Source organism: Novibacillus thermophilus (genome assembly GCF_002005165.1).
In the GTDB taxonomy this organism is placed as follows: domain Bacteria; phylum Bacillota; class Bacilli; order Thermoactinomycetales; family Novibacillaceae; genus Novibacillus; species Novibacillus thermophilus.
On sequence record NZ_CP019699.1, the window covers coordinates 1,226,213 to 1,239,431 of the forward strand.

At 51.4% G+C, this 13,219-nt stretch carries 16 protein-coding genes; 15 read left to right on the forward strand and 1 reads right to left on the reverse strand.

Annotated features, from left to right (window positions below; translation table 11 throughout):
* Window positions 1-6 precede the first annotated feature (6 nt).
* The 3 genes from B0W44_RS06095 (at window position 7) to B0W44_RS06105 (ending at window position 3,509) form a co-directional block, all read left to right on the forward strand.
* Window positions 7-1,542: a tripartite tricarboxylate transporter permease gene (locus B0W44_RS06095; protein ID WP_077719268.1), complete on the forward strand. Its 1,536-nt coding sequence runs from the start codon at window positions 7-9 to the stop codon at window positions 1,540-1,542.
* Entirely contained in the window at window positions 1,539-1,994 is a 456-nt protein-coding gene (locus B0W44_RS06100; RefSeq protein ID WP_169835442.1) for a tripartite tricarboxylate transporter TctB family protein, read from the forward strand. The genes B0W44_RS06095 and B0W44_RS06100 overlap by 4 nt, the downstream gene beginning before the upstream one ends.
* 192 nt (window positions 1,995-2,186) lie before the next feature.
* Complete coding sequence (locus tag B0W44_RS06105) at window positions 2,187-3,509, forward strand: IS1380 family transposase (protein ID WP_077718401.1); 1,323 nt, start codon at window positions 2,187-2,189, stop codon at window positions 3,507-3,509.
* Between the two features lie 219 nt (window positions 3,510-3,728).
* Here B0W44_RS06105 and B0W44_RS18035 read toward each other — a convergent pair whose 3' ends face one another.
* Window positions 3,729-3,887: a hypothetical protein gene (locus tag B0W44_RS18035; protein ID WP_169835443.1), complete on the reverse strand. Its 159-nt coding sequence runs from the start codon at window positions 3,885-3,887 to the stop codon at window positions 3,729-3,731.
* A 190-nt stretch (window positions 3,888-4,077) separates the two neighbouring features.
* Between B0W44_RS18035 and dhaK the strand changes: the two genes are divergently transcribed.
* From dhaK to B0W44_RS06170, 12 genes are all read left to right on the forward strand, one after another.
* Window positions 4,078-5,076: a dihydroxyacetone kinase subunit DhaK gene (dhaK, locus tag B0W44_RS06115; protein ID WP_077719273.1), complete on the forward strand. Its 999-nt coding sequence runs from the start codon at window positions 4,078-4,080 to the stop codon at window positions 5,074-5,076.
* Between the two features lies 1 nt (window position 5,077).
* Window positions 5,078-5,701, forward strand: a complete 624-nt coding sequence (gene dhaL / locus B0W44_RS06120; protein ID WP_228441566.1) for a dihydroxyacetone kinase subunit DhaL — start codon at window positions 5,078-5,080, stop codon at window positions 5,699-5,701.
* 84 nt (window positions 5,702-5,785) lie between these two features.
* A complete protein-coding gene (locus tag B0W44_RS06125) occupies window positions 5,786-7,279 on the forward strand; it encodes a coproporphyrinogen III oxidase (RefSeq protein ID WP_077719278.1) in 1,494 nt (497 codons plus the stop codon).
* 22 nt (window positions 7,280-7,301) lie between these two features.
* Window positions 7,302-7,709 carry a dihydroxyacetone kinase phosphoryl donor subunit DhaM gene (dhaM, locus tag B0W44_RS06130; protein WP_169835444.1) on the forward strand — a complete coding sequence of 136 codons (408 nt, stop codon included), beginning with the start codon at window positions 7,302-7,304 and terminating at the stop codon, window positions 7,707-7,709.
* Window positions 7,710-7,979: 270 nt separating this feature from the next.
* On the forward strand, window positions 7,980-8,756 hold the full coding sequence (locus B0W44_RS06135) for a LytR/AlgR family response regulator transcription factor (protein WP_077719283.1): 777 nt from the start codon (window positions 7,980-7,982) through the stop codon (window positions 8,754-8,756).
* Between the two features lie 48 nt (window positions 8,757-8,804).
* Complete coding sequence (locus B0W44_RS06140) at window positions 8,805-9,137, forward strand: hypothetical protein (protein WP_077719284.1); 333 nt, start codon at window positions 8,805-8,807, stop codon at window positions 9,135-9,137.
* Complete coding sequence (locus tag B0W44_RS06145) at window positions 9,124-9,312, forward strand: hypothetical protein (RefSeq protein WP_077719285.1); 189 nt, start codon at window positions 9,124-9,126, stop codon at window positions 9,310-9,312. Before B0W44_RS06140 ends, B0W44_RS06145 begins: the two co-directional genes overlap by 14 nt.
* A gap of 47 nt (window positions 9,313-9,359) precedes the next feature.
* Window positions 9,360-10,229 (forward strand): NAD-dependent epimerase/dehydratase family protein, encoded by an 870-nt coding sequence (locus B0W44_RS06150; RefSeq protein WP_077719286.1) that lies wholly within the window; start codon window positions 9,360-9,362, stop codon window positions 10,227-10,229.
* A gap of 108 nt (window positions 10,230-10,337) precedes the next feature.
* Window positions 10,338-10,829: a YajQ family cyclic di-GMP-binding protein gene (locus tag B0W44_RS06155; RefSeq protein WP_077719287.1), complete on the forward strand. Its 492-nt coding sequence runs from the start codon at window positions 10,338-10,340 to the stop codon at window positions 10,827-10,829.
* Window positions 10,830-10,871: 42 nt separating this feature from the next.
* Window positions 10,872-11,501: an O-methyltransferase gene (locus B0W44_RS06160; RefSeq protein WP_077719288.1), complete on the forward strand. Its 630-nt coding sequence runs from the start codon at window positions 10,872-10,874 to the stop codon at window positions 11,499-11,501.
* An 88-nt stretch (window positions 11,502-11,589) separates the two neighbouring features.
* Window positions 11,590-12,276 carry a phosphoadenylyl-sulfate reductase gene (locus B0W44_RS06165; protein ID WP_228441568.1) on the forward strand — a complete coding sequence of 229 codons (687 nt, stop codon included), beginning with the start codon at window positions 11,590-11,592 and terminating at the stop codon, window positions 12,274-12,276.
* 204 nt (window positions 12,277-12,480) lie between these two features.
* A complete protein-coding gene (locus tag B0W44_RS06170) occupies window positions 12,481-13,161 on the forward strand; it encodes a TerC family protein (RefSeq protein ID WP_228441642.1) in 681 nt (226 codons plus the stop codon).
* Window positions 13,162-13,219: the final 58 nt, after the last annotated feature.

Below are 13,219 nucleotides of genomic sequence, written 5' to 3' on the forward strand. Positions count from 1 at the left end.
AAAGAGATGTTAGACGTTCTGCCGGAAATCGTTATTTCCCTCACACAACCGACTAACATTCTGTTGATGATCGCCGGTGTTGCCGGTGGGATCGTCATCGGCGCACTGCCCGGTTTAACGGCCACCATGGCCTTAGCTCTGATGTTGCCCTTTACGTTTACGATGGAAGCAGACGCCGCACTGATCACGCTGGGCGGCATTTACATCGGCGCCATATATGGTGGGTGTATTGCAGCGATTTTGATCAATACTCCCGGGACTCCGTCATCGATTGCCACGACGTTTGACGGATACCCCTTGACGTTGAAGGGTAAGGCGGAACACGCTCTCGTCACGGCTGCCTTCAGTTCCAGTTTGGGGGGAGTGCTAGGTGGCCTTGCCCTTCTTTTCATTACACCTCTGTTAGCGAGTCTCGCTCTAAAGTTCGGCCCGCCGGAATACTTTTGGGTTTCCGTTTTCGGATTAACGATTATTGCCACACTGTCGTCTGGTTCACTGTTAAAGGGATTGCTCGGCGGAACGTTAGGATTGTTGCTCAGTACGATCGGCATCGCGCCCATCGGCGGAGAATCCCGTTTCACCTTCGGCTTTCCGCCGCTACAGGCGGGTATTGATCTCATTGTCGTCTTAATCGGTCTGTTTTGTATCCCAGAAGTCATCGGCATGATCGAACAAAAAGGAGGAGCGAGGGACAGAGCATCTTACACGCCGAAAAAAGGGGTGGCCTTCGCTGTCATAAAAGAATTGATTCGCAAACCGATCTTGTACTTGCGATCGTCCGTCATCGGCATCGCCGTCGGGATCATTCCCGGCGCGGGCGGCAATATTGCAAGCTTGCTCTCGTACGACATGGCCGTCCGCTTTTCCAAAGACAAACAGTCATTCGGAAAAGGAAACATCGAAGGTGTCGCTGCTTCAGAATCGGGGAACAACGCGGAAGTCGGAGGTTCTCTCGTCCCCCTGCTTTCCCTCGGGATCCCCGGCGCGGCCCCGGCAGCAGTGCTGTTGGGGGCGCTCATGATGCAAGGCATACGGCCCGGGCCTGACTTGTTCACGACGTCGCCGGGACTGGTGTACACGTTTTGCTGGGCGTTTATCGTTGCGAACATCGTGATGTTCGTCCTCGGTTTTTACGGTTCTCGATACGTCGCTCAGGTCATTAACATGGCAACTTTTTACTTAGCTCCTCTGATCGTCTTTCTGACGGCTATCGGCTCTTACGCCATTCGCAACAACATGCTCGACGTGGCGATGATGATCGGATTCGGTATTTTAGGCTATATCTTAAAGAAAGCCGGTTTTGAACCGGGGCCGATTGTGTTGGGTCTCATACTTGGTCCCATTGCCGAGACAGGACTTTCTCAATCGATGCTGATGGGGCAGGCACAAGGTAGCATCTGGTCGCTTTTCTTCAGCCGCCCCATTTCCGTCACGCTCATACTGTTGTGTCTCTTTTCCCTCATGTGGCCTCTTTTGTCTAGAACGTTGTTGGGCAAATCTTTGGAACACAAGAGGTCAGAAAGGAGCGGGAATCAGCCGTGAAAAGAATCAATCACGATACTTACGCCGCTGTCGCATTTTTGGCCATCGCGTGTTTTGCGCTGTGGGAGACGCGGGGTTTGAACGACATGAGTGCCATGTTTCCGAGGACGATTGGGTTCATCTTGTCAGGTTTGAGTGCAATCTATCTCGCGGCGAGTGTGTTCAACCCCGAGAGGGACAAGTTATTCGCATCGGTAGACAAACGGCGTGCCGTTTCCATGGGGTTGGGAATGATCGCTTACGTGGTGTTCATGTGGTTCGCTGGATTTTTGTTAGCCAGCTTGTGTTTTATCGCTTTTTTTGTATGGTTATTGCAAGGTAAAACGGAGAGGCGGTTACGACGAGTGATGCGAGCAAGCTTCTTTTCACTGTTAGTCGGGGGAGGGTTTTACCTCCTGTTTCGCTTCGTCTTTTTGGTGCCCCTGCCGGAAGGGGTGTTGTTCGGAGGGTAATCACCATGCCGCGGCAATAGAATATGATCCTGAATTATTCATATAGCTGAACTTAAAATATCAAAAAGCGCGTCATACCAGGCCATTAAAAGCATTCCACCTTTTCACCCAATGGGTGAAAAATAGAAATGGAGCCCAACCTTTGGTATTGTAAAAGTGACCAAAACCAATACAAACCAAGGAGGCTCCCTTATGCATAGTGTAAACGAGCAGACCATGCATTTCAACAAAAGTGTGAAAGTCAATTTTGAAGGTGGAAACCTGACCTCAGATGCCGGTTGGTTACTGTATAAAGAATTTGATGAAAAAATCGGGCTCAGTCAAGCGATCACGGATCACCTCAATGTGAATGATCCAAACCGTCATCACATCCATTTTAACGATGACGTCATCATCCAAAAGATCTATCAGCACATTGCCGGGTATCATGCGGATGATCATGCCGATGAATTACGTCATGAACCTGTGTTGACCACCATTTTGGGTAAAGAAGTCCTGGCTTCTCAACCGACCATTTCCCGGCTAAATCAGAAATTGGATAAGGAAACGATGAAGCAGTTGCAATCGGTCAATTCACTGATGCAAAAACGAGTCGATATCATCCAACCCAAGGAAAACATCATGATGGATCTGGACTCGACCAACTTGGCCACCTATGGTGAACAGCATGGATCCGCCTTTAACACGCATTATCAAGCCCAGGGTTACCATCCCCTGATGATGTTTGATGGACTGACTGGAGATTGTCTCAAAGCAGAACTGCGCGCTGGTCATGTGTACACATCCCGGCAAGTCGTCCGCTTTGTCGGCCCTGAAATCAAGCGATATCGGAAGCAAAGTCCATGGGCAACGCTATGCATACGCGGGGACAGCGGTTTTGCCATCCCGGCTCTCTATCAATTGGCGGAAACACATGATGTCCACTATGTGATCCGCTTAAAAGCAAACAACGTGTTGAAACAAAAAGCACAGCCATTTGAAGATGAACTCTGGAAACAGTTTGATCTGAACACGACAGAAGCCAAGGTGTTTTACACATCATTTGACTACCAGGCACGTGCTTGGGATAAGCCGCGTCGTGTGGTGGTCAAGATGGAGAAACCGGAAGGTGAGCTTTTCTTCACCTACACCTTCATCGTGACCAACATGGGGCTCTCACCCAAAAACATCGTCAAGCTTTATGCGAACCGTGGCACGATGGAAAACTTTATCAAAGAAGCCAAGAACGGCTTTGCTTTCGATCAGATGAGCAGTCCATCGTTTTACAGCAACGCCACAAAGCTGCAACTCATGGTGCTCGCCTATAACTTCAACAACTGGTTTCGTCGACTGTGTCTACCCAGAACGATGAACAAAAATCGTATCGACAACATCCGTTTGAAGTTGCTTAAGATCGCGGGAAAGCTGGTTCGTTCAGGCAGATATCTGACATTTAAACTGTGCAGCAGTTGTCTGTATCAAAAGGCTTATTGGCAGACTTTACGAACCATCCATCACCTCCCACGGTTTGGTTGAATGAGATGATATTAGAAAAGTCAATCTCATAGCATTCACATTGACCACAGGATCAGTGTGCCCTTTTACAGCCGATTATGAAAGCTAGCGTATGACTTCCTGCTGTTTTTCCAGTAGATTAGGTAATATATTTGAGAAAACATCTAGGGAAACCAAAAACTTACAAAAATCAGGCTTGAAACTGGTTTTTAAAACATTTGAGACGCGGTTATGAATAATTCAGGTATGATTTGTGATCCATTGTTCTGGAACAGGAATATGATTGATTTTATCCGGATTTGAGATTATAAAGATGCTCTGGATATTTTTTAAGGAGATCACTCTGATGGGATGCCCCTCTTTAACTTGCAAGATTCCTTTTTGACCGTTGACCATCACCGGAAGTGCTCCTTTTTTGGAAATTCCTTTGAGAAACAGAATATAACGGAAAAAAAGAAACAGAAAATCGATGGAAAAAATTTGTCTTGCGCAGGATTCCCTCCTGTTTTAGAGCGGCTCTTTTTGAGATAATGTAAAGAGATACAGCTGAGATGAAGACGTGAATCTTAGGCAAAGGGAGGCCACGTGTGTGAAAAAATTGATTAACCGCCCGGACCGAGTCGTCAGCGATATGCTGGCAGGAATGGCACTGTCGTACCCCGATCGACTGCGTCACCTGGAAGGGACAGGTGTCATCGTCAGGCGCGATGCCCCGGTGACGGGCAAGGTCGGTTTGGTGAGCGGCGGCGGCAGCGGACACGAGCCGGCACACGCCGGGTTTGTCGGCACAGGCATGCTGGATGCGGCTGTTGCCGGGGAAGTGTTCACTTCTCCCACGCCGGATCAGATTCTTGAAGCGATTAAAGCGGTGGACAGTGGCCAAGGCGTGCTCTGTATCGTGAAAAATTACACCGGGGACGTATTGAATTTTGAAATGGCTGCCGAAATGGCGGCGGCAGAAGGGATCGACGTGGATCACGTCGTCGTCAACGACGATGTTGCCGTGGAAGACAGCACGCATACGACCGGTCGGCGCGGCATAGCTGGGACCGTGTTCGTCCACAAAGTGGCCGGCGCCCGGGCACAAGCAGGCGGAACGCTGCACGAAGTTAAACAGGCGGCTCAAACAGTGATTCAAAATGTGCGCAGTATGGGGGTCGCTTTAACGCCCTGCACGCTTCCCGAAGCTGGAAAACCCGGCTTCACTTTGGGCGAGAATGAAATTGAGATCGGCATCGGTATTCACGGTGAACCGGGTGTGGAACGGACAAAGGTGCGAACGGCTGCCGACGTCACGACAGTGCTGGCAGACAAAGTGTTGTCGGACTTACCGTTTCAACCGGGAGACCGGGTGGCAGTTATGGTGAACGGGATGGGAGCTACACCGTTGATGGAACTGAACGTTGTCGGCAAGGAACTGCACGCCATTTTAAAGGAAAAGCGGATCGAGGTCGTGGATACGTGGATCGGCGAATTCATGACATCTCTCGATATGGCCGGTTGCTCGATTACGCTGTTAAAAATGACAGACGACACGGAAAAATGGCTGTCAGCGCCGGCAGACACGGTGGCAGTCAGGAGGTATTGAGATGGATGTCAAACAAATGGTTGCCTGGTTTCGACACTATGCTGACGTCCTGGACGATCAGAAAGCGTTATTGACCGAGTTGGATGCCGCGATCGGTGACGGTGACCACGGCGCGAACATGGCACGCGGCTGGCGGGCCGTCAAGGAAGGGCTGCACGAGTTCAGCGGCAACGTCGGGGACAGCTTCATGCTCGTCAGTAAGACGCTGATTTCAAAAGTGGGCGGAGCGTCCGGCCCGTTGTACGGGACGGCCTTCTTGCGAATGGGGATGGCCGTGAAAGGTAAAGACGCCATTGAGTTGTCGGATTGGCCCAAACTGCTTCAAGCCGCTTCTGATGGCATCGCGCAGAGGGGCAAAGTGTCCGGCGGCGAAAAAACGATGTACGACGTGTGGAAACCGTTATCCGATGGACTGATGCTGCGGGACGATTTCGAAGGTGAACAGTCTTTGGTCAGATGGTTGGCACAAACGGCCGCAGCGAAAGCAGAAGAAACGAAGGAGCTCAGAGCGACGAAGGGACGCGCTGCCTACCTGGGAGAACGAAGTGTCGGTCATCCCGATCCGGGAGCTGTTTCGACGAGTCTGCTGTTTAAAAGTTTGCAGTCGACATTGGCTCCAGACTGAAGGAACAAAGTGTTTTAAAATCAGCCGCGTCTTGTCGTTTAGAATAGTGGCAGCAGAAGAAAAGGTTCAGAAAGGGTATCGGATATGCTCGTTCACATTGTAGGACTCGACCGCACTTACGAGAATACGGTTGTCAACTTGTTGCGCCTCTACTTCGATGACGCTGACGTGACGTACGAAGGGGATAAGGACGCAGACATGACGCTGGCGTTCACAGTACGAGAATCCCATCGCGGGAGTCAAAACGTAGACGTCAAAGTGATTGGCCGCGAACAGGAAATAGGCGCCCGCGCCGAGCGGAACGTTCCAACCCGTTCATTAGACGAGCGGCGGAAGCAGATGAAAAGAACGGTGAGTCAGGCTTTGCTTAAAGCGCTTGGCTCTTTAACTGGTATTCGGCAGCCGTGGGGCATCTTGACCGGCGTGCGGCCGACCAAATTGTGGCATCAGGCAGTGCAGCGGGGATTCGACGATGCAGACATTAGGCGGCACATCGCGGCAGAAACGATGGTGGCACCGGAAAAGCTGGATTTGATGCAGACGATCGTGAAGCGGCAGCGCGAAACGATCCCCGATCTATACGAACTGAAGCAGGCCGTGAGCATTTACGTCGGAATTCCGTTTTGCCCGACAAAATGCGCCTACTGTACGTTTCCCGCTTACTCCATTCGCGGACAGCAAGGTTCTGTCGATTCGTTTTTATGTGGGTTGCACTATGAAATGCGCGAAATCGGAAACTGGCTCAAGGAAAGGGGGATCGCGATTACGACGGTTTACTTCGGCGGCGGCACGCCGACGTCGATAACGGCGGAGGAGATGGACCGCCTGTATGCGGAAATGTACCGCGCTTTCCCCCACATGGACCGTGTGCGGGAAGTTACGGTGGAAGCAGGTCGGCCGGATACGATCACGCGGGAAAAACTGAACGTGCTCAAAAAGTGGAATATCGATCGCATCAGCATCAATCCTCAATCCTACATTCAAAAGACGCTCGATGCCATCGGTCGGCACCACACAGTGGAGGAGACTGTGGAAAAGTTTCACCTCGCGAGGGACATGGGGATGCGCAATATCAATATGGACTTAATCATCGGGCTGCCCGGAGAAAACGTCGAACATTTTGAACACACGTTGCGCGAGACGGAAAAACTGATGCCGGAATCCCTCACGGTTCACACCCTTTCGTTCAAGCGGGCTTCTGAAATGACGCGGAACAAGTGGAAGTACCAGGTGGCAGACCGGGAAGAAGTCGTCGACATGATGAACCGGGCGCGAGAGTGGACGGCAGAGAAGGGCTACACCCCGTACTATCTGTATCGCCAAAAAAACATTTTGGGTAATCTGGAGAACATCGGTTACGCTTTTCCCGGTAAGGAGAGCCTGTACAACATCATCATCATGGAAGAACAGCAGACGATCATCGGCCTTGGTTGCGGCGCATCCAGCAAACTGGTGCACCCTGAGACAGGAAAGATCTCGCGCTATGCTAATCCGAAATCGCCGCGTGTGTACAATGAAAACTTTCAAAAATATACCGCGGACAAACTCGCGTTGCTTGAACAATTGTTTGCCGTGTGACGGCTTGATCAGGAGGTTGACGATGACGACAACGTCAGATGCGGCCATCGTTCTCGTGTCGCACAGTTCAAAACTTGCATCGGGATTGCAAGAACTCATTCAGTCTATGGCCCGGGACGTGACGGTACGGACGGCAGCCGGAGACGGAGAAGGGGGCCTCGGCACTCAGTCAGACGCCATCACGGAAGCGATTCGGACAGCCGGCGCCCGGCGTGTGCTGCTCTTTTTCGACTTGGGGAGTGCCATGATGAACGCAGAACTGGCTGTGGAGGTCATGAGGATGGAGGACAGGAGTGTAGACGTCATCCTGGTCGACGCTCCCCTTGTGGAAGGCGCGTTCGCTGCAGCGATGGCTTTGCAGACAGGGAAGGACATTGAGGATGCCGTACAGGCCGCCGAAAGAACGCGGACAGAGGGGAAGAAGCGGTAGACGTCGGCGCGTTGAACGTTGTGGGAAGAGTCTTGTTCGTGATAAGATGAAAGAAAAGGCTTTCGAAGAGATGCCAGGTGGGATAAAAAAAGAGCTGTCCCACTTCTGTCGTTTGAAAAGATAGTTCAACGCGTTGTGGATATCTTCTCAAATGAGAGGTTTAATTGCTACCGTTAGCACCGACTAGGTACTGCGTTGAAGTATGATCGATTGCATTCGCATCTTTCGAATGGAGACGGTCGAAAGTTTGGCCACGTCCGAGGTGGTGTGATGACGATTCGCGCGATGATTGCAGAAGACGAGCGTTTAGTGCGGGAGGAATTAGCCTATTTATTGCAACTGGAAGACGATGTCGTCTTGTGCCCGAGTGCGGAAACGAGTGAACAGTTGCTCGCTCTAGAGCAACAGTACAAACCGGATGTCATCTTCCTCGATATCCAGATGCCTGGGCTGTCAGGTGTGGAAGTAGCTAAACAGATGAAGGGGGCGAGCAGCGGGTCCCCGACTTCTCCGCTGTTTGTCTTTACGACCGCTTATGACGATTACGCTGTCGAGGCGTTTGAACTGGAGGCAGTGGACTACCTGTTGAAACCGTACGATGAAAAGCGGTTTAAAATTGCGATGGAACGGGTGCGCCGACGGTTATCACAGCCGTCAGCGGGTGAAAGAGGTGGACGTGACACGCCAGTTTCAGTGCAAACGCAGCTTGGGACGGCCAAAATTATGATCCATGACGGTGAACGGTCGGTGATCCTCTCCCCGGAGTCCATCTGTTATGCGGTAAGAGTGCGGCGCGTACTGGAAATTCACACGGAAGAACAAGTGCTGCGGACCAAAATGACGCTGCAAGAGCTGGAAAGGAAGTTGCGAGGCTTCCCTTTCTTTCGCTCGCACAGGGGGTATTTGGTTAATTTGGACTACGTTCATGAGATTACACCGTGGTTTAATGGAACGTACAACTTGATTTTACGGGACGGACATGCAAGTAAAGTGCCGGTCAGCCGGGCCGCGGCGAAGCGTTTGTTTCGCCTGTTAGAGAATCACTGACGCGTGCCGTTCTCTTAAACAGCCATTAAAAGATACGGAGTGAGTAGTTTGTCTGGTCGACCGCCTTACGAATTGCGTTACGATCCGAGATTAAAAATTGAGCGGCCGTCCCTTAACGTCGATTACGAAGCCCTGTCCAAAACAGAGCGGGAGGAATTCGAAGTGATCTGCCAGAAAGTGTGCTCGCGCATTTCATTGCAAATTCGATCGTTTGAGAAAGCGTATTTGGAGCGCTTCGAGGCACTGGAACGGACCGAAGACGACGAGGCCTTTTACGTGCTGTTAGACGAGATGAATGAAATCTCGAGCTGCATCAGTGACTTGAATGTGCTCTTTTTACATATTGAAGGAAGGTTTTTGGCGAGTCGTGAGCACGCGTGACATTCGTTCAAAGTACCACTGTTGCGCCTCCTGCCGCCACTTTGCTTCTGGACGCGAAGACGGCCGCGTGTACAACCGCTGTGAGCGCCTCGGTTACCGCACTCACCCCAAGTATCAGTTTAACTGCTGGGATCCGAAGGATCGCGTAAAGAAGCGCATGATGGAGGAACGGTGAGGGCTTTATGTGGCTAACCATGACGAGACGAAGATGGAGGGAACGAGATGAAGGTATTAGTGTTGGGCGGCACGCGCTTTTTTGGTAAGCGATTGGTGACACGTGCGGTGGAATCCGGTTGGGATGTCGTCGTCGCGACGAGGGGGCATTCTTTCGCTCAACTGCCGCAAGGAGTCCATCACGTCCTGGTTGACCGGCATGACATTCAGTCGATGGGGCAGGCGTTTCGCGATCAAACATTTGACGTCGTGTTCGATCAGGTCGGGTATTCGCCTGACGACGCCCGCTTATCGTGCCAGCTCTTCCGCGGAAACGTCGGCCGTTACGTGTTTACCTCTTCCGCTTCTGTTTACGAGCCGCAGATGATCCCGTTGAAAGAGGAGCATTTCGATCCACGGACCTTGGCGATTCGCTACGGAGGTCAAAGCGAGTTGACCTATCCAGAGGGGAAGCGACTTGCCGAAGCGGTCTTCTTTCAACAGGCGACTTTTCCCGTTGTGGCTGTTCGCTTCCCCATTGTCATCGGGGAAGACGATTACACCGGCCGTTTTCGCTTTCACGTGGAACGGATACAGCAAGGTAAACCGATCGGCATTCCAGGGAAAGCGGCCAAAATGTCGTTTATTTCGGCAGATGAAGCTGGGGCATTTCTACACTGGTTGGCGACGTCAGACTTGCGTGGACCGGTGAATGCCGCATCGCATATTCCCTTGTCGGCGACAGAGGTGATGGACATCATCGCCGAGGAAGTCGGTCAACCCCCTGTCATATCCACAAGCACTCGAGAAGGGGAAAGGTCCCCGTACTTTATATCGGAAAACTGGACGCTAAACTTGACGAAAGCCGTCGAGCACGGATACCGCTTTACGAACAGTAAAGAATGGCTGCCGGAAGTGACGCGAAAGTGCATGACGTGAATGGGCAATTGTGGGGCCGTGCCAGTGATGGGCAGTTCAACCAGACCGTGTGATGATTGACCTAGCAATGACAATGTAAGGTTAAGTGAGAAAGAAAGGGGCAGTGCATTGGCTAAAGAAAGTTCGTTTGACATCGTCTCCCGGGTCGATGTCAGTGAAGTGGGGAACGCCGTCAATATGGCGAACAAAGAGATCAAAAACCGTTACGACTTTAAGCGGAGTATCAGCAACATTGAGCTGCAAAACGACGAAGTTGTCATCACTGCCGACGATGACTACAAGCTGGAACAAGTAAAAGACATTTTAAGTGACAAGTTGGTGAAGCGAGGTGTGTCGCTGAAGAGCGTCCGGTACGAAAAACAGGAAGCGGCCAGCGGCGGAAACGTCAGGCAGCGCGCTCAATTGACGCAAGGAATTGACCAAGAACATGCAAAGAAAATCAGCAAAGCCATCCGCGACAGTAAACTAAAAGTGAAGAGCCAAATTCAGGGTGACCAGCTCCGGGTGACTGGGAAGAGCAAAGACGATCTGCAAAAAGTGATTGCCCTTGTGAAGGAGATGGACCTCCCCATCGCCGTGCAGTTCGTCAATATGCGTTAACGTTGTTTACGCTAAATTTACAATTGAGTGGAGTGGCTGCAGATGAATCGCGAAGAGTACGTGAGACAATTACTAGGTGAAGACGATCCAGTGTTACTCAACATACGTCGACGCATTGCCGCTGCAAAGATGCCAGAAATTTCCGTTGAGCCGGAATGGGGCCGGTGGTTGACGATGTTAGTCCGCATGGTGGGAGCTGAGAGCGTGTTGGAAATCGGCGCACTGGGTGGGTACAGCGGGGTCTGTCTCGCGCGGGGATTGGGGGCGTCCGGAAGATTGATTTCGTTGGAGATCGATGCCCGGTTTGCTGAGTTTGCGCGGGAAAGCATGAAGCTCGCTGGCCTCGACCACTTGGTAGAATACCGGGTAGGGGACGCCATGGACACCCTCCCCCAGCTCGCCAGAGAAGGTCAACAGTTCGATGTCGTGTTTATCGATGCCGACAAGGGACATTACCCGGACTATCTCGAATGGGCTATTGAGCTGTCCCACGCTGGCAGTGTCATCGTTGCCGACAACGCAATGTTGCGGGACCGCGTCTTGAACCCAGACGATCAGCGCCGTTCTACCGTCGCGATGCGAAAGTTTAACGAAATGATGATGCGCGACCCCCGGCTAGAAGGACTCGTCATTCCGTTTCACGACGGTTTCGCCGTCGCCTGCGTCAAATAGAAGGCCACCTGCGTTCGCTGCATGGGCACCTTTCACGCTCTCTCTGTATATATTGTGGGCGTAGAGTGCTCAGAAGGGAGAGAAAATATTGAATAGCTGGAAAGTGGTGGCCCAACACTTGTCAAACGCCAACTTGACGCAAATATTGGAGTGGGCGATACGCAAATTCGGCGAGAAACTGACATTGGCCTGCAGTTTTGGCGCAGAAGATGTAGTGTTAGTCGATGCGTTACAACGCATTCCCGGTGGAAAGAAAGTCGATATTTTTTACCTGGACACGGACCTGCATTTTCCGGAAACGTACGAAACACGCGACCGTTTGGAAGAAAGATACGGGATTCGGTTTAAGCGAGTGACACCCGACTTGACTCTGGATGAACAGCAGGCCTCTTACGGTCCTGCTTTGTGGCGTCAAGATCCGAACCGATGCTGCTATCTTCGGAAGGTTCAGCCGTTGGAGAAAACGCTGTCGGAATACGATGCCTGGATGACGGGGATACGCCGCGAACAGTCGCCGACACGGCGCAAGGCTCAGATTGTGGAAGTCGACCAACGCTTTCTCCTGACGAAAGTGAATCCGCTCGTACACTGGACGAGTGAAGACGTGTGGGCGTACATTCGCGAAAGGGATGTTCCGTACAATCCGCTTCACGATGAACGATATCCGAGTATCGGATGCGCACCCTGCACGCGGCCCGTTCATGAGGGAGAGGATCTGCGGTCTGGCAGATGGAGCGGCTTTCAAAAAACGGAGTGCGGGCTGCATCAAACATGAGATGAAACGAAAAAAGACTTGTGTTATCTTCTACGATTCGATAGAATGGAATCAAAAGGGGAGTAGCTTTTACAACAAAGTCGTCATGACAGAGAGTCTACCTCTCTCGGCTTTGTTGGCAACGACGAGTTGTTAGCAAGACCTTTTACCTAAAGCAGGTAAAAGGTCTTTCTTTTTTGGGGATACTTCGTGATGGGGGTACACGTGATGGTATTGGACTTAGATTTTTTTACGGCACTCTTCAGCATCATTGTCATCGACATCGTTCTGGGCGGAGACAACGCGATCGTCATTGCGATGGCGAGTCGTAACCTTCCCGACAAACAGCGCAATCGAGCGATCGTCTTCGGGACGGGGGCCGCAATCGCTGTGCGTGCCGCTTTAACTTTTGTCGCCGTATACTTATTAAGCGTACCGTTCTTGCGCTTGATGGGAGGGTTACTCCTCGTCTGGATCGCATTCAACTTGTTGACGAGTCGCAAGGAACACGCTGACGTTCAAGCCGGTGCGAATTTGGGGCAAGCGATTCGGACGATTGTCATCGCCGATGTCGTCATGGGACTGGACAACGTGTTAGCTATTGCCGGGGCCGCAGATACTGCCCACAACAGCTACTTCCTCGTCATTCTCGGATTGTTAATCAGCGTTCCGATTATCATTTGGGGAAGCAAAATTATTTTGACATTCATGGACAGGTTTCCGATCGTCATTTACGTTGGCGCCGGTGTGTTGGCGTGGACGGCAGGTAAGATGATTACAGACGACCACATCGTCCACGCTTGGCTTGCCAGTATTCCGCATGCCGCGGTCTGGTTACCGCTGTTGCTTATTGTTGCCGTATTAGCATTTGGCAAACTGAAAAACAGAAAGGCTGCACAAAACTAGAAAAACAAAAATTTACTCTTTCTCATAAAAAAGTTAAACTAGAAACAGAGAAAAATAA